Below are 21,831 nucleotides of genomic sequence, written 5' to 3'. Positions count from 1 at the left end.
AAAAACTTATATCTGCTGCTAAATTTAACCGTTTGTCAACACGGTGCAAATCAAACACACTGATTGCGTCTGACGGGCCCGGACACCCTTTTGCTTTTAATTACGGAACTGATTTCATGATGAAAAAATCGATATGCTGCGCACTGCTGCTGACAGCCTCTTTCTCCACGTTTGCTGCCGCAAAAACAGAACAACAAATTGCCGATATCGTTAACCGCACCATCACACCACTGATGCAGGAGCAGGCTATTCCGGGTATGGCCGTGGCGATTATCTACGAGGGGAAACCTTATTACTTTACCTGGGGTAAAGCCGATATCGCCAATAACCACCCAGTCACGCAGCAAACGCTGTTTGAGCTAGGGTCGGTCAGTAAGACGTTTAACGGCGTGTTGGGCGGCGACGCTATCGCCCGCGGCGAAATTAAGCTCAGCGATCCGGTCACGAAATACTGGCCAGAACTGACAGGCAAACAGTGGCGGGGTATCAGCCTGCTGCACTTAGCCACCTATACAGCGGGTGGCCTGCCGCTGCAGATCCCCGATGACATTACGGATAAAGCCGCATTACTGCGCTTTTATCAAAACTGGCAACCACAATGGACTCCGGGCGCTAAGCGTCTTTACGCTAACTCCAGCATTGGTCTGTTTGGTGCGCTGGCGGTGAAACCTTCAGGTATGAGCTACGAAGAGGCAATGACCAGACGCGTCCTGCAACCATTAAAACTGGCGCATACCTGGATTACGGTTCCGCAAAGCGAACAAAAAAACTATGCCTGGGGCTATCGCGAAGGGAAGCCTGTGCACGTTTCTCCGGGACAACTTGACGCCGAAGCCTATGGCGTGAAATCCAGCGTTATCGATATGGCCCGCTGGGTTCAGGCCAACATGGACGCCAGCCACGCTCAGGAGAAAACGCTCCAGCAGGGCATTGAGCTTGCGCAGTCTCGCTACTGGCGTATTGGTGATATGTACCAGGGATTAGGCTGGGAGATGCTGAACTGGCCGCTGAAAGCTGATTCGATCATCAACGGCAGCGACAGCAAAGTGGCATTGGCAGCGCTTCCCGCCGTTGAGGTAAACCCGCCAGTACCTGCCGTGAAAGCCTCATGGGTGCATAAAACGGGATCCACAGGTGGATTTGGCAGCTACGTTGCCTTCGTTCCAGAAAAAAACCTTGGCATAGTGATGCTGGCAAACAAAAGCTATCCTAACCCGGCTCGCGTAGAGGCGGCCTGGCGCATTCTTGAAAAACTGCAATAACTGACAGAGGGGTCCGGTAAATCGGACCTCCTTTCTTGCTCTTTTTTTCCTGCTGTCATCTACACTTAACAAAAAACAGTAAGGAAAACACTATGCGCATTCTGCCCGTCGTTGCTGCAGTTACGGCTGCATTCCTGGTTGTCGCTTGCAGCTCCCCAACACCGCCGAAAGGCGTTACCGTGGTGAATAACTTTGATGCCAAACGCTATCTGGGAACATGGTATGAAATTGCGCGCTTCGACCATCGTTTCGAGCGCGGGTTGGATAAAGTGACCGCAACGTACAGCTTGCGCGACGACGGCGGCATCAACGTTATTAACAAGGGCTATAACCCTGACAGGGAGATGTGGCAGAAAACGGAAGGGAAAGCCTATTTCACCGGCGACCCAAGCACGGCCGCGCTTAAAGTATCATTCTTCGGCCCCTTCTATGGTGGGTATAACGTAATTGCACTCGACCGGGAATATCGTCACGCGCTGGTTTGCGGTCCGGATCGCGACTACCTGTGGATCCTTTCACGGACCCCAACTATTTCAGATGAAATGAAACAGCAAATGTTAGCCATCGCGACCCGGGAGGGGTTTGAGGTGAATAAGCTGATTTGGGTGAAACAACCTGGCGCTTAGTGAGTGCTCAGCTTCAGACCAATAATGCCAGCAACGATCAGCCCAAGGCTCAGCAAACGTGCCGGGCTGGCAGATTCACCCAGCAGCAAAATCCCTGTAATGGCCGCCCCGACGGCGCCAATGCCGGTCCAGACCGCATAAGCGGTTCCTACAGGTAATGTGCGCATTGCCCAGGAGAGCATGGCAATACTGACGATCATCGCCGCAATAGTGATAATGCTTGGCGTAAGACGCGTAAAACCGTGGGTATATTTCAGGCCAATCGCCCAAACGACTTCGAGCAAACCTGCAATTAATAAAACGATCCAGGACATATCAGGCTCCAGAACAATGGGGCCGTCCCCGGTGAAAGAAGCGTTTGCAGGTCGTCCTACAAAGCTGATGTGTGAAATGTCATTTTTGCCCGGAAGAAAATGAATTTCAACCTTTTTATTCACTGCCAGCTAAAAGCAAGAATTAAGCATAATTAGCGGCGTAGTTCCCGCATTTGGCACTCATCGGAGTTCTCTATGATGAAGGGCTTTCTGAAACCGGAAAGTCGATTGCCCCTCTTCTGAATGCGAAACGTTTATGCTTAAAATTTTAGTGATTGACCGGTGCCACTTTACCCGCACAGGGATAGAGGCCTTGCTTAATCATTCTGGCAGGTTCAGCTCTTCATTTCTGGTATCAGGAATCAATAATCTCCTGTTAGCAAAAGAGCATATTTTGCAATGGAAACCGCATCTGGTGATCGCGGATTTATACAGTTTTATTAGCGAGACGCACTCCAGTCCGCCAATTAACCCTTTTTTTATGAGTTGTGGCGTCATCCCATTGATTTTACTGCAATCAGCAGATAGACAGCATGCCCCCATCGCACCCTCTCAATCCGTCGCCCATTCGGTCTTGACCAAGCACACCACGCTGAACACACTCTCCCACACAATTCAGGAAGCACTTCAGGTTCGCCCCGCATTAGAAATACCCAAAAACGCCACGCCTTTGCTTACGCCGCAGGAGGAGAAAGTATTATCAATGTGGATGGATGGTGTGAGTAACAATGCCATTGCCGCCGCACTCAGCATACATGGCAAAACGGTCTACACCTATAAGAGGAATATCCGTATGAAACTGCACCTGGGGAACCGCTTCTCGCCGTTTCTGTCACTCCCAGGGAAGGGAGATTAACGGTACGACACGACGTCGTACCGTTCTTCATTATTGCTGAGCTTTTGTCGCTGCACCAGAAATGGCGCTACCGCCTTCAGAAATATCCTGTCCTACGCCTCGTGTGGTATTACACGCGGTTAAAACGGAAGAAAGTACCAACACAGAAAAGATCGCAGCAATTGTCTTCTTAACCATAACGTCTTCCTTTTCTAGCCAATATTGTTTGTGTATAGCTACTTAATAATAGACAAGATCTGGGAGTGTGATGGATAAACAACCGTTTTTAAGACTATATGAAATGATTAGCTGGCAGCGTGAGAGATTGAATTGCCAAGATGTTTGATGTCTTCACCGAAGCCGCGCGCGGTATTGCATCCCGTCAGGAGGGTGCTGGTGAAAAGGAGTAGCATTACAAGACCGAGAAGACGTTTCATCATTCCTGCCCTGGAAAAAGTATGGCGCAGCAACCTGCGCCATAAGATCAAATGGAAGACTTATTTTACGCGAGAAACGTATTCGCCGGAGCGGGTATCCACTTTGATCACTTCGCCGATCTGTACGAACAGCGGAACTTTAACGACTGCGCCGGTAGACAGGGTAGCCGGTTTGCCGCCAGTACCAGCGGTATCGCCTTTCAGACCTGGGTCGGTTTCAACAACTTCCAGCTCAACGAAGTTCGGCGGAGTTACAGAGATCGGCTGACCGTTCCACAGGGTCACGATGCATTCAGCCTGGTCCAGCAGCCATTTAGCGTTATCGCCTACCGCTTTCTCGTCAGCAGCCAGCTGTTCGAAAGTGGTGTTATTCATAAAGTGCCAGAACTCACCGTCGCTATACAGGAAAGTCAGGTTCATGTCGGCTACGTCTGCGCCTTCAGCGGAGTCAGTAGACTTGAAGGTTTTCTCTACGCGAGTACCGGTCAGCAGGCGACGCAGCTTAACGCGCGCAAACGCCTGGCCTTTACCTGGTTTAACGAATTCGCTGGCTTCAACCGCATAAGGTTCGCCGTCCAACATGATTTTAAGACCAGCACGAAAATCGTTGCTATAGTACGTTGCCATAAGGCCCTCTGAAAATTGTTAACTGGTAGCTAAGCCACAAAATGGCGCATATTGTAACCCTAAATACCCCATCCAGAGAAGATTGGTTATCGCAACTTGCCGATGTTGTGACCGATCCCGATGAACTTCTGCATCTTTTGAATATAGACGCAGATGAAAAACTGTTGGCCGGACGCGACGCGAGACGGCTTTTCGCCCTGCGCGTGCCGCGCGCGTTTATTGCCCGCATGGAGAAAGGTAACCCGGACGATCCGCTTTTGCGTCAGGTACTTACCTCCCAGGAAGAGTTTGTTGCTGCGCCAGGTTACTCAACCGACCCGCTAGAAGAACAGCACAGTGTGGTTCCCGGTCTGCTGCATAAATATCGCAATCGGGCACTGTTGCTGGTCAAAGGCGGTTGTGCGGTGAATTGTCGCTATTGCTTCCGTCGACACTTCCCATATGCCGAAAACCAAGGCAATAAACGCAACTGGCAGGTCGCTCTCGACTACATTACCGCGCATCCTGAGCTGGATGAAATCATCTTCTCTGGTGGCGATCCGTTAATGGCCAAAGACCACGAACTGGACTGGTTGCTCACGCAACTGGAAGCCATTCCGCACATTAAACGCCTGCGTATTCACAGCCGTTTGCCGATAGTGATCCCTGCGCGCATTACCGAAGGACTGGTCGAACGTTTTGCGCGCTCCACGCTGCAGATTCTGCTGGTCAATCACATTAACCATGCCAATGAAGTTGATGAGACGTTTCGCCAGGCGATGAGTAGTCTGCGCGCCGCGGGCGTTACGCTACTCAACCAAAGCGTATTGCTGCGTGGCGTGAACGATAACGCACAAACCCTGGCTAACCTTAGCAACGCACTATTTGATGCCGGTGTGATGCCCTATTACCTGCACGTGCTGGATAAAGTACAGGGTGCCGCCCACTTTATGGTCAGCGATGATAAAGCGCGTCACATTATGCGTGAACTGCTGACACTGGTTTCCGGTTACATGGTCCCCAAACTGGCGCGTGAAATTGGTGGAGAGCCAAGTAAAACGCCGTTGGACCTGCAGTTACGCCAACAATAACCATTATTGAGTGTCCGATTTCGGACACTCGCTATCGATCACGATTATTTAATATCCCTGCAGGTGGAGCCGCACTTTTAATATGTGCTATTTTAACTCGCAGCGCGCAATTAGTTATTTGCAAGATATATAAATCAAGTCAAATCTAGATTTTCAATAAATATATGGTTAGGGAGAACCTTTGATGGCTATCAGTATTAAAGGTATTAATACCGGTGTTATTCGTCAGAAGAATGAATTTGTTGCTTTGGCATTGAAGATTAAAGAACCAAGAAATAAAGAGTCGCTGTTTTTTCTCTCTCCGCTTGGGCTAAGAGATCTGCTTATCGCGCTCGAGAGCAGGCTCTATATGAAGCACCAACTTAGCGAAGACGCACGTTTGCAATATGAAAAAGAACGTGACAAAGCCAGCAAAAAGATGCACGAAAACATTCCGTTAATTCAGGAAGATGAGTTAAAGAATGCGGATATTAACCGTCGCATAAATTCACTGACGTTAGTGGATGATAAAGGGGAGAACTTAGCATTTTCTCTGACGCTACATGACGGGAAAACAGATGAATTACTGGTTAATGAATTACAGATTCAGGTGTTGGCGCATGCAATTATTCATGCAATAAATAATGCTGGCATGCGGGATTTAGCGCTACGAATTACATCGCTGCTGGATTTCCTGCCGCTGTACGATGTGGATTGCCAGCAAAACGACAATCTGGAATACGACTCTTATACACAACCCGAATGGAAACATAACTTGTTTAATCATTATCTGGCGATTATTTACCGCTATACGGATGATAAAGGAAAAGCCCATTTCTGTGGTTCGGTAGTAAAAACTCGCGCCGCTTCCGGCAGCAAAGAGGCCGAAGCCATTACTCGCCGTCTGCTCGATTTCAGCCCACGGCTGAAAAAACTTGCCGGTGTACCGTGCCAGGTGTTTATCAGAACGTTGACGGGTGATAAGACGCAAAAGCTCAATCAGGATCAGTGCCTGCGAGCACTGCATCATTTACGTGTTCAGTCTAGTCTGCACATAAGACTCAGAATGCCTGATGGCGCTGCGCTTATCAGGCCTACGATTGCATGAGTCTGTCCAGGCCACTTTATTACACAAAATCATTCAATCTGCATCGCGGCGGCAAACGAAGAAAATCCCCAGGAGCATAGATAACTATGTGACTGGGGTTTCACAGCGCAGCCAACAAAGAGGCTGGTTGAAGGATGAAGTGTAATCAGTTAGGGCACTTATAAACCTGTCCAATCATCTCACTGGCGGTAGGAACAAAGCTGGACAGCATTCCCTGCGATGGGCTGCTGACGCCATAAATCACGTTACCGCCCATTGCCGCAGCCTGGTTACGCAGATCGTTTGCTGCGCCACGCATTGAGCCGCCCTCTTCGCCGTGCTGGCCAGAAAGCCAGTTGCTTTGCTTACCGGTTGCCGTGCCTATCAGTTGGCACTCTGCGCCAGGCTTGTCTTCGACAAAGCGTACGCTTTGCCCGGCTGAACTCAGTTCGTTGCTGGAGCTACAACCCGCCATCAGTAGCGCGGCACCAACGATCCCTGCTAAATTTTTCACGTGCATGTCATTCCCCATGATCAATTAGTTGGACGTTATGTCCGTAGCTGAATCATATACTAAAAAGATGACCAAAAGAAAAACCCCCGGACATTTCTGCCCGAGGGTTTCTCAATTCTGGGAGATGAGCACCCAAATCATTCTGGTTGCAGGAAGGCGGCCAGTTTGTTAATCCCCAGGAGCTTACTCAAGTAAGTGACTGGGGTTAGCAAACGCAGCCAACGCATCTGCAGCCTGAAGGATGCAGGGTGTGGGCAATTACATCATGCCGCCCATACCACCCATGCCGCCCATACCACCAGCAGCCCCTAAGTCAGGTGCATCGCCTTTCGGCAGGTCGGTAACCATGCACTCGGTGGTGATCATCAGACCCGCAACAGAAGCCGCGTACTGCAGAGCAGAACGAGTTACTTTGGTTGGATCCAGGATACCCATGTCGATCATGTTGCCGTATTCTTCAGTTGCAGCGTTGTAACCGTAGTTACCGTCACCGGCTTTCACGGTGTTAGCCACTACAGACGGCTCTTCGCCGCAGTTCAGTACGATTTGACGCAGTGGGGATTCCATTGCGCGCAGCGCAACTTTAATACCTACGTTCTGGTCTTCGTTCTGACCTTTCAGGCCGGCAATTTTAGATGCTACGCGAATCAGCGCAACGCCACCACCAGCAACCACGCCTTCTTCTACCGCAGCACGGGTAGCGTGCAGGGCATCTTCAACGCGGGCTTTCTTCTCTTTCATTTCAACTTCAGTCGCAGCACCAACTTTGATAACCGCAACGCCGCCTGCCAGTTTCGCTACGCGCTCCTGCAGTTTTTCACGGTCATAGTCGGAAGTTGCTTCTTCGATCTGCTGACGAATCTGAGTCACGCGACCCTGGATTGCAGCTTCGTCGCCCACGCCATCGATGATGGTGGTGGTATCTTTGTTGATAACAACGCGTTTCGCCTGGCCCAGATCTTCCAGAGTTGCTTTTTCCAGCTCCATACCGATCTCTTCAGAGATAACGGTACCACCGGTCAGGGTAGCGATATCCTGCAGCATTGCTTTACGACGATCGCCGAAGCCAGGTGCTTTAACCGCAGCGACTTTCACGATACCGCGCATGGTGTTAACAACCAGAGTTGCCAGCGCTTCGCCTTCAACATCTTCAGCGATGATCAACAGCGGTTTGCCTGCTTTCGCTACAGCTTCCAGAACCGGCAGCATTTCGCGGATGTTGGAGATTTTCTTGTCAGCCAGCAGGATGAACGGGCTTTCCAGTTCTACTGCGCCAGTTTCCGGCTTGTTGATGAAGTAAGGAGACAGATAGCCACGGTCGAACTGCATACCTTCAACCACGTCCAGTTCGTCCTGCAGACCGGTACCGTCTTCAACGGTGATCACGCCTTCTTTACCGACTTTGTCCATCGCTTCAGCGATCAGTTTACCTACGGTTTCGTCGGAGTTAGCGGAGATGGTACCAACCTGAGCAATAGCTTTAGAGTCGGAGCATGGTACGGACAGTGCTTTCAGTTCTTCAACAGCAGCAGCGACAGCTTTGTCGATACCACGTTTCAGATCCATCGGGTTCATGCCCGCAGCAACGGCTTTCAGACCTTCAGTGATGATGGACTGAGCCAGTACGGTTGCGGTGGTGGTACCGTCACCTGCAGCGTCGTTCGCTTTAGAGGCAACTTCTTTCACCATCTGCGCACCCATGTTTTCGAACTTGTCTTCCAGTTCGATTTCACGTGCTACGGAAACACCATCTTTAGTGATGGTCGGTGCACCGAAAGATTTATCCAGAACTACGTTACGGCCTTTTGGACCGAGGGTAACTTTCACTGCATCTGCCAGTACGTTTACGCCGCGCAGCATTTTCACACGAGCGTCGTTACCGAATTTTACGTCTTTAGCTGCCATTTTCTCTTTCCCTTAAATTCGTATGTTCAGTGTCGTTCGCGGATTAGGCTTCAACAATTGCCAGGATGTCGCTTTCAGACATGATCAACACTTCTTCATTGTCGATCTTCTCAGATTTAACACCGTAGCCATCGTTGAAAATAACGATATCGCCGACTTTCACGTCCAGCGGCTGTACGGTACCGTTGTCCAGGATGCGACCCTTACCGACAGCGATGATTTCGCCACGAGTTGATTTACCTGCTGCAGAACCAGTCAGTACGATGCCGCCAGCAGATTTGGATTCAACTTCTTTACGTTTGACGATCACACGATCATGTAACGGACGAATACTCATTGATAGCTCTCCTTTGAGAAAGTCTTTATCAGTTATGGGTGACGCCGGCCCGTAAACGGTTTCCCGGCTAGTGACCAGAGAGATGGGGATGGGGTTTTGTGCCTTCAAGGGGGCAAGCGAAAAAAATTTTTTATCAGCAGAAAATCCCGTCAAAATGCCGACCTGCCTCACATTCCATAACGATTTCAGTCACGTCGTCATAAGCAAATCTGATTGTGATACCATCAAAAATCTGCGTTGTAGCCCGGTCAATGGGCATAATCGGATAACCACTTATGAGCGGACTGAAACAAGAGCTGGGACTGGCTCAGGGCGTTGGCCTGTTGTCGACATCATTGTTAGGTACAGGCGTTTTCGCCGTCCCCGCGCTGGCTGCGCTGGTGGCTGGCAATAACAGTCTGTGGGCCTGGCCGGTGCTGATTGTTTTAGTCTTTCCCGTGGCGATTGTCTTCGCCGTTCTGGGACGTCATTTTCCCAGTGCGGGCGGCGTGGCGCATTTTGTCGGCATGGCCTTTGGCTCACGCCTGGAGCGCGTCACCGGGTGGCTGTTTTTGTCGGTGATTCCCGTCGGTTTGCCTGCGGCGTTGCACATCGCCGCCGGATTTGGTCAGGCGATGTTTGGCTGGCATGACGAGCAGCTTCTGCTGGCTGAGCTGGGTACGCTGGCATTGGTTTGGTACATCGGCTCCCGCGGCGCAAGCTCAAGCGCTAATCTGCAAACGGTCATTGCCGGACTGATTGTTGCCCTCATTGTTGCTATCTGGTGGGCGGGCGATCTGAAACCAGGCGAAATCCCCTTCCCTGCAATTAGCGATATTGAACTCCCCGGTCTGTTCGCCGCGCTGTCGGTGATGTTCTGGTGTTTTGTTGGCCTCGAAGCGTTTGCTCACCTGGCGTCTGAATTCAAAAATCCGGAACGAGACTTCCCACGCGCGCTGATGATTGGCCTGCTGCTGGCTGGATCTGTTTATTGGGCATGCACCGTCGTCGTTCTCCATTTTGGTGCCTACGGCGAGCAAATGGCCGCCGCAGCATCGCTGCCAGAAATCGTCGTGCAACTGTTTGGTGTACAGGCACTGTGGGTCGCCTGCATCATTGGTTATTTGGCCTGTTTTGCCAGCCTCAACATTTATATTCAAAGTTTCGCTCGACTGGTCTGGTCGCAAGCGCAGTATAAGCCTGAGAGTTATCTGGCTCGCCTGTCCCCCCGCCACCTTCCGCGCAATGCGCTAAACGCCGTATTAGGCTGCTGCGTAGTCAGTACTCTGTGTATCTATATGCTGCAAATCAATCTCGATGCGTTAATCGTCTACGCCAACGGCATCTTTATTATGATTTATTTGCTGTGCATGTTGGCGGGTTGTCGATTACTGAAAGGGCATTACCGCGCACTGGCGATCATTGGTGGTCTGCTGTGCCTACTACTACTGGCAATGGTCGGCTGGAAGAGTTTGTACGCGTTGATTATGCTGGCAGGGCTGTGGCTGTTTTTACCCCGCAGGCCGGATAAGGCAACGTTGACGCCATCATCCGGCCTATAAACACTTTTGCCGGATGGCGCTAACGCTTATCCGGCCTACATACTGAGGCTTAATCCCGACGATCGTCTTTATGTTCGATGCTGTCGCGCTTGTCATCCTTACGCTGAAATTCACCATCAAAAGTCTCACCGCCACCGGTTCCGGCGCTAAAACCACCGCCAGGCATACGTGAAAAACGTAAATGTGGCAGCAGTTTCATCGTCAGATGTTTTTGCACCGGGGGTAATAAAAGAAGAAGACCGAGGAAATCGGTGAAAAAACCAGGCAGTACCAACAGCAGACCGGCAATAATCAGCGATACGCTTTTGATCATTTCTGCAGCCGGACTTTCACCAGCCGCCATTTTTTGTTGCATCAGTAAAAAGTTCTTAAATCCCTGATTACGAACCAGAGACATACCGATAACCGACGTAAAAATAACCAAAATCAGCGTCATCAGGACGCCCATCACATGGGCAACCTGAATAAAAATAGATATCTCTATGTAAACATAGAGAAAAATGGCAAGTAATGGTATCCAGCGCAAAGGGATCTCCTGTTAATAACAGCCGTTTTGTTCAACTTCTGTTCGAAAAATTATGTTAATCGCATCGATTTGATATTGTGGTGGTTAGCAAAATTTCAAGTGGCTTGTACACTAATATTTAGGGTTAATCACAAAGGGGTGATCCATTTCACAGAATAATAAATAAGGGGTAAATTCCACGCTTTAAGTGATCCAGATTACGGTAGAAATCCTTAACCAGCATATGATCTCGGGTATCAGACCGATGCAGGGGATAATCGTCGGTCGAGAAACAATCGAAATCACATATATCCTGTGTGTTTAGTCAAATCATTGGCAGCTTGAAAAAGAAGGTTCACATGTTAAACAACATTCGTATCGAAGAAGACTTGTTGGGTACCAGGGAAGTTCCAGCGGACGCCTACTACGGTGTCCACACTCTGAGAGCGATTGAAAACTTCTACATTAGCAACAGCAAAATCAGCGATATTCCTGAATTTGTTCGCGGTATGGTAATGGTTAAAAAGGCAGCGGCAATGGCCAACAAAGAGCTGCAAACCATTCCTAAGAGTGTGGCAAATGCCATCATCGCGGCGTGTGATGAAGTCCTGAATAACGGAAAATGCATGGATCAGTTCCCGGTAGACGTTTACCAGGGTGGTGCGGGTACCTCCGTCAACATGAACACCAACGAAGTTCTGGCCAATATCGGTCTGGAACTGATGGGTCACCAGAAAGGTGAATATCAGTACCTGAACCCGAACGACCACGTTAACAAATGTCAGTCTACCAACGATGCATACCCAACTGGCTTCCGTATCGCTGTATACGCATCCATCATCAAACTGATTGATGCACTGAACCAGCTGCGTGAAGGCTTTGAGAAAAAAGCCGATGAATTCCAGGACATCCTGAAAATGGGTCGTACCCAGCTGCAGGATGCTGTACCGATGACTCTCGGTCAGGAATTCCGTGCTTTCAGCGTACTGCTGAAAGAAGAAGTGAAAAACATTGGGCGTACCGCTGAGCTGCTGCTGGAAGTTAACCTCGGCGCAACAGCAATCGGTACTGGTCTGAACACGCCGAAAGAGTACTCTCCGCTGGCAGTACAGAAACTGGCTGAAGTCACTGGCTTCGCCTGTGTTCCGGCAGAAGACCTGATTGAAGCAACTTCTGACTGTGGCGCATACGTTATGGTGCACGGCGCACTGAAACGTCTGGCTGTGAAGATGTCCAAAATCTGTAACGACCTGCGTTTGCTCTCCTCTGGTCCGCGTGCGGGTCTGAACGAGATCAACCTGCCGGAACTGCAGGCTGGGTCTTCTATCATGCCAGCTAAAGTGAACCCGGTTGTTCCGGAAGTCGTAAACCAGGTTTGCTTCAAAGTCATCGGTAACGACATCACTGTCACCATGGCATCTGAAGCTGGTCAGCTGCAGCTGAACGTAATGGAGCCGGTCATTGGTCAGGCAATGTTTGAATCCATTCACATTCTGAGCAACGCTTGCTACAACCTGCTGGAAAAATGCGTTAGTGGTATCACTGCTAACAAAGAAGTCTGTGAAGCGTTTGTATTCAACTCCATCGGCATCGTTACTTACCTCAACCCGTTCATCGGTCACCACAACGGCGACATCGTCGGTAAAATTTGTGCCGAAACTGGTAAGAGCGTACGTGAAGTTGTCCTGGAACGCGGTCTGTTGACCGAGTCTGAACTGGACGATATCTTCTCTGCACAGAACCTGATGCACCCTGCTTATAAAGCAAAACGTTATACTGATGAAAGCGAACAGTAATCGTGTAGGGTAGTACCGGAGAAGGCACGTCATGATGACGTGCCTTTTTTCTTACTCGAAGTTACTTAAAAACAACAATTTAATATCAACTTGTTAAACAACAAGGAAGGCTAATATGATAGTTTTAGAACTTATCATCGTTTTGCTGGCAATCTTTTTAGGTGCCAGACTTGGGGGTATCGGTATTGGATTTGCAGGTGGGCTGGGTGTTCTGGTTCTTGCCGCTATCGGCGTAAAACCAGGTAATATTCCGTTCGATGTTATTTCCATTATCATGGCGGTTATCGCTGCTATCTCTGCCATGCAGATTGCCGGTGGTCTGGACTACCTGGTTCACCAAACTGAAAAACTGCTGCGTAAGAACCCGAAATACATCACGATCCTTGCACCTATCGTGACCTATTTCCTGACTATCTTTGCCGGTACTGGCAACATCTCTCTGGCAACACTGCCAGTTATCGCTGAAGTTGCGAAGGAACAAGGTATCAAGCCTTGCCGTCCGCTCTCTACCGCAGTGGTTTCTGCACAGATTGCGATTACGGCTTCTCCAATCTCCGCAGCAGTGGTTTATATGTCTTCCGTCATGGAAGGTCATGGCATCAGCTACATTCACCTGCTGTCCGTGGTCATTCCGTCCACCCTGCTGGCCGTTCTGGTGATGTCCTTCCTGATCACCGCACTGTTCAACTCCAAACTGTCTGACGACCCGATTTATCGTAAGCGTCTGGAAGAAGGCCTGGTTGAACTGCGCGGTGAAAGACAAGTTGAAATCAAAGCTGGCGCGAAAACCTCCGTTTGGCTGTTCCTGCTGGGCGTGGTTTGCGTAGTTGTATACGCCATCATCAACAGCCCAAGCCTTGGCCTGGTCGCTAAACCGCTGATGAACACCACCAACGCAATCCTGATCATCATGCTGAGCGTCGCGACGCTGACCACGATCGTCTGCCGCGTTGAAACTGACTCCATCCTGAACTCCAGCACCTTCAAAGCCGGTATGAGCGCCTGTATTTGTATCCTTGGTGTTGCATGGCTGGGTGATACCTTCGTATCTCACAACATTGACTGGATCAAAGATACTGCAGGTAGCGTAATTCAGGGTCATCCGTGGCTGCTGGCGGTCATCTTCTTCTTTGCTTCCGCGCTGCTGTACTCTCAGGCTGCAACCGCTAAAGCACTGATGCCGATGGCTCTGGCTCTGAACGTTTCCCCACTGACGGCTGTTGCATCTTTCGCCGCTGTTTCTGGTCTGTTCATTCTGCCAACCTACCCAACTCTGGTTGCGGCGGTTCAGATGGATGACACCGGTACAACTCGCATCGGTAAATTCGTCTTTAACCATCCGTTCTTCATCCCAGGTACTCTGGGTGTGGTTCTGGCTGTCTGCTTCGGCTTCTTGCTGGGCAGCTTCATGCTGTAAGACTTTACTGCAGGGTGCCTTCGCGCCCTGCAGTTCCTCCTCCCCACCCCGCTTTAGCTAACATCCTTCCCTCGTCCGTTGTATAGTGACCATTCTTTTGCTGGTTACTCTGTTCTTTCGAGGTGTTTATGCTTGATGTAAAGAGTCAGGATATTTCCATCCCCGATACCGTTGTGGTGCTCTGTACCGCCCCGGATGAAGCAACCGCCCAGGATCTCGCCGCCAAAGTGCTGGCGGAAAAGCTGGCTGCCTGCGTGACCCTGCTACCCGGTGCGACCTCCCTCTACTATTGGGAAGGCAAACTGGAACAGGAATATGAAGTGCAGATGATTTTAAAAACCACCGTCACACACCAGCAAGCCCTTCTCGATTGCCTGAAGTCACATCATCCGTATCAAACGCCTGAACTTCTGGTTTTACCCGTCACTCACGGAGACTTTGATTACCGCTCATGGCTCAACGCATCCTTACGCTGATCCTGCTGCTGTGCAGCACATCTACCTTTGCTGGATTATTTGACGCGCCTGGCCGCTCGCAGTTTGTACCTGCCGATCGGGCGTTTGTTTTTGATTTTCAGCAAAACCAACACGATCTGAACCTCACATGGCAGGTTAAAGATGGCTATTATCTGTATCGCAAACAGATAAGCATTACGCCATCTCAGGCCGATATTGCCGAGATAAAACTGCCGCCAGGCGTCTGGCATGAAGATGAGTTTTACGGCAAAAGTGAGATTTACCGTAAACAGCTGACTATCCCGATCACGGTCAATCAGGCTAAGTCTGGCGCAACATTAACGATCACATACCAGGGCTGCGCCGACGCCGGATTTTGCTATCCACCAGAAACAAAAACGGTGCCATTAAGTGAAGTGTCTACCGGTGCCGCGGCCTCCCCTGCGCCAGCCCCAGCCACTACAGATCCGCAAGAGAAACCGCAGCCCACGACCCAACTTCCCTTTTCCGCACTGTGGGCATTGCTGATTGGAATTGGTATCGCGTTTACGCCTTGCGTACTGCCGATGTATCCGCTGATTTCCGGAATCGTACTGGGTGGCAAGCAACGCTTATCAACCGGACGGGCACTGCTGCTGACGTTTATCTATGTCCAGGGGATGGCGCTCACCTATACCGCGCTGGGTTTGGTTGTTGCAGCCGCCGGTTTACAGTTCCAGGCTGCGCTTCAGCATCCCTACGTCCTGATTGGCCTTGCCGTCATCTTTACGCTGCTGGCTCTGTCGATGTTTGGCCTGTTCACACTGCAACTGCCTTCATCGCTGCAAACGCGCCTCACGCTAATGAGTAACCGCCAGCAAGGCGGAGCTCCCGGCAGCGTCTTTGCGATGGGGGCGATTGCTGGCCTCATCTGTTCTCCTTGCACAACGGCCCCGCTAAGCGCGATTTTGCTGTATATCGCTCAAAGCGGGAACATGTGGCTGGGAGGCGGCACGCTGTATCTGTACGCGCTGGGGATGGGATTACCTCTGATGCTGATTACCGTATTTGGCAATCGCCTGTTGCCTAAAAGCGGCCCATGGATGGAACATGTCAAAACCGCTTTTGGCTTTGTCATTCTGGCGCTTCCCGTCTTCTTACTCGAACGTATCGTTGGTGACGAGTGGGGCGTTCGCTTATGGTCACTGTTAGGCGTCGCGTTCTTTGGCTGGGCGTTCATTACCAGCCTGCAGGCAAAGCACGCCTGGATGCGTATCGTGCAGATTGTCCTGTTAGCCGCAGCACTGGTATGCGTGCGTCCACTGCAAGACTGGACGTTCGGCGCGCCGCATACTCAACCCCAGGCACACCTTAACTTCACGCCGGTGGCATCGGTAGATGCGTTAAATCAAGCGCTGGAGCAAGCTAAAGGCAGGCCAGTCATGCTGGATCTGTATGCCGAGTGGTGTGTTGCCTGTAAGGAATTTGAAAAGTACACGTTCAGTAATCCGCAGGTTCAGCAAGCGCTAGGCAACACGGTGCTGTTGCAAGCGGATGTGACAGCAAACAATGCCCAGGATGTCGCTCTGCTGAAACATCTACAGGTTTTAGGTTTGCCGACTATCTTGTTCTTTGATGCCGAGGGAAAAGAGCATCCGGAGGCCCGGGTAACGGGTTTTATGGATGCCGCTACCTTCAGCGCACATTTGCGCGATCGCCAACCGTGAGCGACACTTGCAACAGGAAATACGGAGGAGAATACCGTGCAACGTGAAGATGTCCTGGGAGAAGCCCTGAAATTACTTGAGGTGCAAGGGATAGCCAATACCACGCTGGAAATGGTGGCCGAACGTATCGATTATCCTCTGGATGAACTGCAGCGCTTTTGGCCCGATAAAGAGGCCATTCTGTACGATGCGCTACGTTACCTCAGCCAGCGGGTGGATGTCTGGCGGCGTCAGCTTTTGCTGGATGACACCCTGAGCGCTGAGCAGAAATTGCTGGCGCGCTACACCGCACTGTCCGAATGCGTGAGCAATAATCGCTATCCCGGCTGTCTGTTCATCGCCGCCTGTACGTTTTACCCTGATCCCGGGCATCCGATCCATCAGTTAGCCGATCAGCAAAAAAAGGCTGCACATGACTTCACCCATGAACTGCTCACGACGCTGGAAGTTGACGACCCGGCAATGGTCGCCAAACAGATGGAACTGGTGCTGGAAGGCTGCCTGAGCCGCATGCTGGTTAATCGTAGTCATGCTGATGTCGAAACGGCACACCACCTGGCTGAAGATATCCTACGCTTTGCCCAGTGCCGAATGGGCGGTGCGCTGACCTAAGCGAGCATTATCTGTTTTAGCCGCATCTGTCGGGGAGATTTGTGCAAACTTCAGGCATAACCATGCAGATTGCCGCAATATTAAGCGGTTGAACAATGTTTCCAGAAATTTGATTGACTGACAGACGTGAATACGGTTTAATGCGCCCCGTTGCCCGGATAGCTCAGTCGGTAGAGCAGGGGATTGAAAATCCCCGTGTCCTTGGTTCGATTCCGAGTCCGGGCACCACTATTCAGAAGAACCCGCCTATGGCGGGTTTTTTGCTTTCAGGTTCTGCTAGATTTCTGATCGTTCTGTCCACAGCGACTCCTACCCTACCTCATCACGCCAGTTAAACCTTTCAGTGAGACCACGATGGTACTGCAAAAAATATAGCGGTATCAGGCACACCTCTTTTTCTGACGTGCTTAACCGTAGGCCAGATTTGAGTAATTTGTCTGAACAGCCTTGGGCACTGAACCAGCGGGTGAAGGAACTGGGCATAGAGTAGCCAGGATTCTGCAGGTAGCGAATAACCCGATCGCGTTGCAAGGTACGCACATTCATCCCCAGGAGCTGGAACTGGTCGCCGCCTCGATATCTGAAGCAAACGCCAGGGAGTAAAGGCCAACCTTAATCTACAATTGCCATCATACCGAGCAAATAGTGAGTCAACGAGGAATCTGGATGGTGAAAACAAAAATCATACAGCCAGCGCAGGGGGCTCATGCCTATCCGTTGCTGATCAAGAGCCTACTGCTGTCGGGTGGGCGTTCTCATCCCGAGCGAGAAATCGTCTACGCCGATAAGCTCCGTTACGACTATCGTACCCTCAAACAGCGCATTCATCGCCTGGCAAACATGCTGACAGCGGCCGGTGTCATGCCTGGAGACACCGTCGCCCTGCTAGATTGGGACAGCCATCGCGCCCTCGAGTGCTTCTTCGCGGTACCCATGATTGGGGCCGTGCTGCACACGGTGAACGTCCGCTTCTCGGCGGACCAAATCGCTTACACCATGAATCATGCCGAGGACAACCTGGTACTGGTGCACGACGACTTCTTGCCGGTTGTCGAGTCACTGGCAGAGACACTGACCACTGTCCGGGGATACATCCAGCTTAGTGACGAAGAATCGAAGGCGACCAGCCTGTCGGTGCTCGGGGAATATGAGACCCTGCTGGCCGCAGCGGGAGAACTCTTTGACTTCCCCGACTTCGATGAAAACTCGATAGCTACCTTGTTCTATACCACTGGAACCACGGGCAATCCCAAGGGAGTCTACTTTAGCCATCGCCAACTGGTCCTGCACACGCTCAATGAGCTGGGTCTCCTGGCTGCCCACGAGGGACAGTCGCTGCTACGATCGAACGATGTCTACATGCCGATCACCCCTATGTTCCACGTGCATGCCTGGGGCGCTCCTTATGTCGCAACAATGCTGGGTGTGAAGCAGGTATACCCCGGTCGTTACGACCCCAACAAACTGGTGCGGTTTTATCACGATGAGGGTGTGACCTTCTCGCATTGTGTGCCAACCATTTTGCAGATGATCCTTGAGTGCGAAGAAGCCACGCAGACTGATCTGTCAGGATGGAAGATGTTACTCGGTGGCAGTTCACTGTCCCTTGGACTGGCGACACAGGCCCACCATAGGGGCATACGCATTCACGCCGGCTATGGCATGTCTGAGACCTGTCCCCTGCTCTGTATGACCCACTTAAGCGATGCCGAGCTGGCCCTTCCCATGGATGAACAGTTACCCCTGCGGATTCGGACCGGCCTGCCTGTCCCGTTGGTGGATCTGCGTATCGTCGATGGCGAAGGTCGGGAGGTGGTGCACGACGGAGAAGCCCTGGGCGAAATAGTGGTACGAGCCCCTTGGTTGACTCAGGGCTACCTGAAGGAACCCGAGAAAGGAGCTGAGCTATGGAATGGCAGTTGGCTGCACACCGGCGACATAGCCTCTATCGATCCCCATGGGATAGTGGAAATCAAGGATCGCATCAAAGACGTAATCAAGACGGGCGGTGAGTGGATAAGCACGCTGGAGCTTGAGAGCCTCATCAGCTCACACGCGGCGGTCAGGTCGGTAGCCGTCGTCGGGATACCTGATGAGCAGTGGGGCGAACGCCCCCTGGCTCTGGTGGTTTGCAAGGAAGGGGAGGACCTGGAGCCGCAAGCCATAGCGACACATTTACAAGGATTCGTCGACCGCGGCCACATCACTAAATGGGCGATCCCACGACAGATAAGGATAGTCCCGGATATTCCTAAAACCAGCGTTGGCAAGATCAACAAGCGCCTGATTCGGGAGCTCGAAGCCAGCAATGGGAAGGATATCATTTAAACGATCTGTCGCATTCACAGCGTAAGGTTAACAACAGTCACACTGCTTATATTTCAGGTAGCTTGCCGATATCAATGCTCTGCCGGGGAACTCACCGTCCCCGCGCGGATGCTGATCTCCCCTTTAGCAACATGGGGTTCTGGTCGAGGTCAGGTCCTGCTGGACGAAAACCCGTCATCAGCGCCTTCCATCCAGCCTGATCATTTACCTAAATCTGCTTTATTCAACAACGCCAGATTCACCCTCACTCATGCTTTCTTTGCTTTGAATAAACCGCAGCGCCAAATAAAGGTCTGGTGCCATAATCATGTCGTCGTCCTTCATTGTCGGTCGACTCTCTTTAAACCAGCGTGTTAACTCCGTTTTCCGGCCCGCAAGAATTAACTTAATCTGCCGCCCCTTCAGGTCCCGTTTTAACTCATTAATGGTTGCCAGGACGCTGATATCTGAATAGGTAAAGCAAGAAACGGCGTCAATGACCACCCATTTAGGTTGTAGTACTGCACCATCGACTAAATTCAAAACGCGACGCTTAAAATAGGCCACATTAAAATAGGTCAGCGGTGAGTTAAATCGGTACATCAACACGCCAGGGATCATTTTCACATCAGTTGAATTACCTAGTGAGTGAATCATCCCATTTTCGTCAATTCCCAATAAGTGTTCAGTAGGACGAAAAACTGTGCGCAGGAACTGCAACAGACCCAGCAATACCGCAAGGCCAATCCCCTGAATAACACCAATAATCAGAACACAACCAAAGGTGAAGAATGCCAGGCGAAATGCGGATTTATTTCTTCGTCTCAGATTCCAGAGCCCGCGTAAATCAATCAATGACCACGATGCATAAATTAGAACAATACCTAATGCAGATACCGGAATAAATGGTAATGGCTGCGTGAAAAATACTACGACGATTCCGATGATTAAGGCTGCAACAACGGAAACCAGCTGGCTTTTCCCTCCGGTGGAGTCATTTACCGCAGTCCGGGAATCGGCTCCGCTAATCGCAAACCCCTGAGATAAGCCAGACATCAGATTCGCAACACCCAAAGCCCTGAACTCAGCATCAGCATTTATTTCGTATCCATTTTTCGCGGCAAAACTGCGAGCGGTTAGCATCAGGCTAACAAAACTGACTAATGCCAGGTTCAGCGCAGGGATCAATAAATCACGCGCCAGACCAGGCTGAAATGAGCCCCAGTGAACAACAGGCAAACCAGACTGGAAGCCCGATCCCCCAATAGTGGCAATACCATACTGCTGCGCAGATGTGATCCATACCAGCGCCGTTGTTATCACAATAGCAATCAACGGTGCTGGCCATTGGCTACGAAACGTTTTGATAGCTATTAAAATCGCTAACGTTAGGATGGAGATCCCTAAGGTTAATAAATGAATTTCTGAGAGTCGGCCTGGCAGGGCAATAATCTTCTCAATCACTTGCTCTTCATCAAGCGTAATCCCCAGCACCTTACCGAGTTGCCCGACAATAATCGTCACGGCAACGCCGTTAAGCAGCCCCGTTAGAATGGGATGAGAAAGCAGATCAGCAAGCGCACCCAGGCGAAACTTACTGGCAAGTAGACACCATCCTCCCATCATCACGGTCATGACGATTGTTAACTGCCAGTGGAGTTCTGGATTTCCGGCAGAAAGAGGAACCACAACTGCCGCAATTACCGCGCAGGTCGTGGCATCAGGGCCAACAATCAATTGGCGGGAAGAACCAAACAGTGCATAAGCTAGCATTGGCAAAACGCAGGAATATAACCCGACGATAGCCCCGACTCCCGCCAACTCAGCGTAAGCAATCGCAACCGGTAGTGCTACGGCAGCAACGGATAACCCGGCTTTAACATCATGTTTTAGCCAGCTTTTATCGTACGCTAATAAATTTTTTAGACCCGGCATGTAGTTTAATACCATTTTTCCGAACACTTTATTCTCCGGATAGACCCTTACTAATAGATAAAGGTACACGTAACTGTCGCAGGAGATCCTGATATTTTCGGGAGGTAATACAGATAATTCAGATTGGGTGTTTATCGTGTATGCCGCAGAATGGCTTGTGTTATGGAGGCTCAGGATATTGCTTTGCACCCGATGGTGCGGTGTCGTGATCTGCCTGATGCGCTGCGCTTATCAGGCCTGCACAATACGTTCAGCCCGGCGGTTTTACCCCGCACACACGCAAAAAAGCCCATCCGTCAGGATGGGCTTCTTCACTTTATTTGATGCCTGGCAGTTTATGGCGGGCGTCCTGCCCGCCACCCTCCGGGCCGTTGCTGCGCAACGTTCAAATCCGCTCCCGGCGGATTTGTCCTCCTCAGGAGAGCGCTCACCGACAGACCACAGATAAAACAAAAGGCCCGGTCTTTCGACCGGGCCTTTCGCTTTTATTTGATGCCTGGCAGTTCCCTACTCTCGCATGGGGAGACCCCACACTACCATCGGCGCTACGGCGTTTCACTTCTG

Annotated in this window: 21 protein-coding genes and 1 tRNA gene; 13 read left to right on the top strand and 9 right to left on the bottom strand. The window is 50.9% G+C overall.

What is annotated here, in order from left to right:
* Nucleotides 1-116: 116 nt before the first annotated feature.
* Together blaCMY and OGV57_RS11555 are read left to right on the top strand one after the other, a co-directional pair.
* Entirely contained in the window at nt 117-1,262 is a 1,146-nt protein-coding gene (blaCMY, locus tag OGV57_RS11560) for a CMY-2 family class C beta-lactamase (protein WP_054527980.1), read from the top strand.
* Between the two features lie 92 nt (nt 1,263-1,354).
* Nucleotides 1,355-1,888: a lipocalin family protein gene (locus OGV57_RS11555; RefSeq protein WP_003025522.1), complete on the top strand. Its 534-nt coding sequence runs from the start codon at nt 1,355-1,357 to the stop codon at nt 1,886-1,888.
* On the opposite strand, the gene sugE is transcribed toward OGV57_RS11555, so the two are convergent.
* Nucleotides 1,885-2,202, bottom strand: a complete 318-nt coding sequence (gene sugE / locus OGV57_RS11550; protein WP_000118520.1) for a quaternary ammonium compound efflux SMR transporter SugE — start codon at nt 2,200-2,202, stop codon at nt 1,885-1,887. The two genes, OGV57_RS11555 and sugE, sit on opposite strands and share 4 nt — an antisense overlap.
* 256 nt (nt 2,203-2,458) lie before the next feature.
* Here sugE and OGV57_RS11545 point away from each other — a divergent pair, with 256 nt between their 5' ends.
* The gene (locus tag OGV57_RS11545) at nt 2,459-3,058 is read left to right on the top strand and encodes a helix-turn-helix transcriptional regulator (protein WP_003025485.1); all 600 of its coding nucleotides are present in this window, start codon (nt 2,459-2,461) and stop codon (nt 3,056-3,058) included.
* A 30-nt stretch (nt 3,059-3,088) separates the two neighbouring features.
* On the opposite strand, the gene ecnB is transcribed toward OGV57_RS11545, so the two are convergent.
* The 3 genes from ecnB to efp form a co-directional block, all read right to left on the bottom strand.
* Complete coding sequence (ecnB, locus tag OGV57_RS11540; RefSeq protein ID WP_003025482.1) at nt 3,089-3,235, bottom strand: lipoprotein toxin entericidin B; 147 nt, start codon at nt 3,233-3,235, stop codon at nt 3,089-3,091.
* A 107-nt stretch (nt 3,236-3,342) separates the two neighbouring features.
* Nucleotides 3,343-3,477 carry a lipoprotein antitoxin entericidin A gene (gene ecnA, locus OGV57_RS11535; RefSeq protein WP_003830568.1) on the bottom strand — a complete coding sequence of 45 codons (135 nt, stop codon included), beginning with the start codon at nt 3,475-3,477 and terminating at the stop codon, nt 3,343-3,345.
* Between the two features lie 57 nt (nt 3,478-3,534).
* Nucleotides 3,535-4,101: an elongation factor P gene (efp, locus tag OGV57_RS11530; protein WP_003025478.1), complete on the bottom strand. Its 567-nt coding sequence runs from the start codon at nt 4,099-4,101 to the stop codon at nt 3,535-3,537.
* A 41-nt stretch (nt 4,102-4,142) separates the two neighbouring features.
* On the opposite strand from efp, the gene epmB reads away from it, so the two are divergent.
* Nucleotides 4,143-5,171: an EF-P beta-lysylation protein EpmB gene (gene epmB / locus OGV57_RS11525; RefSeq protein ID WP_048241753.1), complete on the top strand. Its 1,029-nt coding sequence runs from the start codon at nt 4,143-4,145 to the stop codon at nt 5,169-5,171.
* 184 nt (nt 5,172-5,355) lie between these two features.
* A complete protein-coding gene (gene yjeJ, locus OGV57_RS11520) occupies nt 5,356-6,258 on the top strand; it encodes a YjeJ family protein (protein WP_054527979.1) in 903 nt (300 codons plus the stop codon).
* A gap of 145 nt (nt 6,259-6,403) precedes the next feature.
* Here yjeJ and OGV57_RS11515 read toward each other — a convergent pair whose 3' ends face one another.
* The 3 genes from OGV57_RS11515 to OGV57_RS11505 all read right to left on the bottom strand — a co-directional run bounded on the left by OGV57_RS11515 (nt 6,404) and on the right by OGV57_RS11505 (nt 8,993).
* A complete protein-coding gene (locus OGV57_RS11515) occupies nt 6,404-6,757 on the bottom strand; it encodes a DUF4156 domain-containing protein (protein WP_054527978.1) in 354 nt (117 codons plus the stop codon).
* Between the two features lie 252 nt (nt 6,758-7,009).
* Nucleotides 7,010-8,656, bottom strand: a complete 1,647-nt coding sequence (gene groL / locus OGV57_RS11510) for a chaperonin GroEL (RefSeq protein ID WP_003025464.1) — start codon at nt 8,654-8,656, stop codon at nt 7,010-7,012.
* Nucleotides 8,657-8,699: 43 nt separating this feature from the next.
* Nucleotides 8,700-8,993 (bottom strand): co-chaperone GroES, encoded by a 294-nt coding sequence (locus tag OGV57_RS11505; RefSeq protein ID WP_000027827.1) that lies wholly within the window; start codon nt 8,991-8,993, stop codon nt 8,700-8,702.
* A 275-nt stretch (nt 8,994-9,268) separates the two neighbouring features.
* Here OGV57_RS11505 and yjeH point away from each other — a divergent pair, with 275 nt between their 5' ends.
* Nucleotides 9,269-10,534 carry an L-methionine/branched-chain amino acid transporter gene (yjeH, locus tag OGV57_RS11500; protein WP_003025460.1) on the top strand — a complete coding sequence of 422 codons (1,266 nt, stop codon included), beginning with the start codon at nt 9,269-9,271 and terminating at the stop codon, nt 10,532-10,534.
* Nucleotides 10,535-10,583: 49 nt separating this feature from the next.
* Here yjeH and OGV57_RS11495 read toward each other — a convergent pair whose 3' ends face one another.
* Entirely contained in the window at nt 10,584-11,060 is a 477-nt protein-coding gene (locus OGV57_RS11495) for an FxsA family protein (protein ID WP_003025457.1), read from the bottom strand.
* A 338-nt stretch (nt 11,061-11,398) separates the two neighbouring features.
* Between OGV57_RS11495 and aspA the strand changes: the two genes are divergently transcribed.
* From aspA to OGV57_RS11460, 7 genes are all read left to right on the top strand, one after another.
* A complete protein-coding gene (gene aspA / locus OGV57_RS11490) occupies nt 11,399-12,835 on the top strand; it encodes an aspartate ammonia-lyase (protein WP_003025452.1) in 1,437 nt (478 codons plus the stop codon).
* Nucleotides 12,836-12,950: 115 nt separating this feature from the next.
* Nucleotides 12,951-14,252 carry an anaerobic C4-dicarboxylate transporter DcuA gene (dcuA, locus tag OGV57_RS11485; RefSeq protein WP_003025449.1) on the top strand — a complete coding sequence of 434 codons (1,302 nt, stop codon included), beginning with the start codon at nt 12,951-12,953 and terminating at the stop codon, nt 14,250-14,252.
* Nucleotides 14,253-14,380: 128 nt separating this feature from the next.
* On the top strand, nt 14,381-14,728 hold the full coding sequence (cutA, locus tag OGV57_RS11480) for a divalent cation tolerance protein CutA (protein WP_003025447.1): 348 nt from the start codon (nt 14,381-14,383) through the stop codon (nt 14,726-14,728).
* Nucleotides 14,704-16,413: a protein-disulfide reductase DsbD gene (locus OGV57_RS11475; protein ID WP_054527977.1), complete on the top strand. Its 1,710-nt coding sequence runs from the start codon at nt 14,704-14,706 to the stop codon at nt 16,411-16,413. The genes cutA and OGV57_RS11475 overlap by 25 nt, the downstream gene beginning before the upstream one ends.
* A gap of 36 nt (nt 16,414-16,449) precedes the next feature.
* Nucleotides 16,450-17,025, top strand: a complete 576-nt coding sequence (locus tag OGV57_RS11470) for a transcriptional regulator (protein WP_003844992.1) — start codon at nt 16,450-16,452, stop codon at nt 17,023-17,025.
* A 152-nt stretch (nt 17,026-17,177) separates the two neighbouring features.
* Nucleotides 17,178-17,253 (top strand) — tRNA-Phe (locus OGV57_RS11465).
* 438 nt (nt 17,254-17,691) lie between these two features.
* Nucleotides 17,692-19,353 carry a fatty acid--CoA ligase gene (locus tag OGV57_RS11460; RefSeq protein WP_048234127.1) on the top strand — a complete coding sequence of 554 codons (1,662 nt, stop codon included), beginning with the start codon at nt 17,692-17,694 and terminating at the stop codon, nt 19,351-19,353.
* A 219-nt stretch (nt 19,354-19,572) separates the two neighbouring features.
* Here the strand turns inward: OGV57_RS11460 and OGV57_RS11455 are convergent, their stop codons facing one another.
* Nucleotides 19,573-21,294, bottom strand: a complete 1,722-nt coding sequence (locus OGV57_RS11455) for a SulP family inorganic anion transporter (protein WP_053064292.1) — start codon at nt 21,292-21,294, stop codon at nt 19,573-19,575.
* Between the last annotated feature and the right edge of the window lie 537 nt (nt 21,295-21,831).

Source organism: Citrobacter sp. Cf087 (assembly GCF_030334285.1).
In the GTDB taxonomy this organism is placed as follows: Bacteria; Pseudomonadota; Gammaproteobacteria; order Enterobacterales; family Enterobacteriaceae; genus Citrobacter; species Citrobacter freundii.
The sequence above is the reverse complement of the archived record's forward strand: the minus strand, read 5'-3'. Positions and strand labels throughout refer to the sequence as shown.

Coding starts and splice junctions, on each gene's coding strand:
- blaCMY (WP_054527980.1), top strand. CDS start 117: ATGATGAAAAAATCGATATGCTGCGCACTGCTGCTGACAGCCTCTTTC.
- OGV57_RS11555 (WP_003025522.1), top strand. CDS start 1,355: ATGCGCATTCTGCCCGTCGTTGCTGCAGTTACGGCTGCATTCCTGGTT.
- sugE (WP_000118520.1), bottom strand. CDS start 2,202: ATGTCCTGGATCGTTTTATTAATTGCAGGTTTGCTCGAAGTCGTTTGG.
- OGV57_RS11545 (WP_003025485.1), top strand. CDS start 2,459: ATGCTTAAAATTTTAGTGATTGACCGGTGCCACTTTACCCGCACAGGG.
- ecnB (WP_003025482.1), bottom strand. CDS start 3,235: ATGGTTAAGAAGACAATTGCTGCGATCTTTTCTGTGTTGGTACTTTCT.
- ecnA (WP_003830568.1), bottom strand. CDS start 3,477: ATGATGAAACGTCTTCTCGGTCTTGTAATGCTACTCCTTTTCACCAGC.
- efp (WP_003025478.1), bottom strand. CDS start 4,101: ATGGCAACGTACTATAGCAACGATTTTCGTGCTGGTCTTAAAATCATG.
- epmB (WP_048241753.1), top strand. CDS start 4,143: ATGGCGCATATTGTAACCCTAAATACCCCATCCAGAGAAGATTGGTTA.
- yjeJ (WP_054527979.1), top strand. CDS start 5,356: ATGGCTATCAGTATTAAAGGTATTAATACCGGTGTTATTCGTCAGAAG.
- OGV57_RS11515 (WP_054527978.1), bottom strand. CDS start 6,757: ATGCACGTGAAAAATTTAGCAGGGATCGTTGGTGCCGCGCTACTGATG.
- groL (WP_003025464.1), bottom strand. CDS start 8,656: ATGGCAGCTAAAGACGTAAAATTCGGTAACGACGCTCGTGTGAAAATG.
- OGV57_RS11505 (WP_000027827.1), bottom strand. CDS start 8,993: ATGAGTATTCGTCCGTTACATGATCGTGTGATCGTCAAACGTAAAGAA.
- yjeH (WP_003025460.1), top strand. CDS start 9,269: ATGAGCGGACTGAAACAAGAGCTGGGACTGGCTCAGGGCGTTGGCCTG.
- aspA (WP_003025452.1), top strand. CDS start 11,399: ATGTTAAACAACATTCGTATCGAAGAAGACTTGTTGGGTACCAGGGAA.
- dcuA (WP_003025449.1), top strand. CDS start 12,951: ATGATAGTTTTAGAACTTATCATCGTTTTGCTGGCAATCTTTTTAGGT.
- cutA (WP_003025447.1), top strand. CDS start 14,381: ATGCTTGATGTAAAGAGTCAGGATATTTCCATCCCCGATACCGTTGTG.
- OGV57_RS11475 (WP_054527977.1), top strand. CDS start 14,704: ATGGCTCAACGCATCCTTACGCTGATCCTGCTGCTGTGCAGCACATCT.
- OGV57_RS11460 (WP_048234127.1), top strand. CDS start 17,692: ATGGTGAAAACAAAAATCATACAGCCAGCGCAGGGGGCTCATGCCTAT.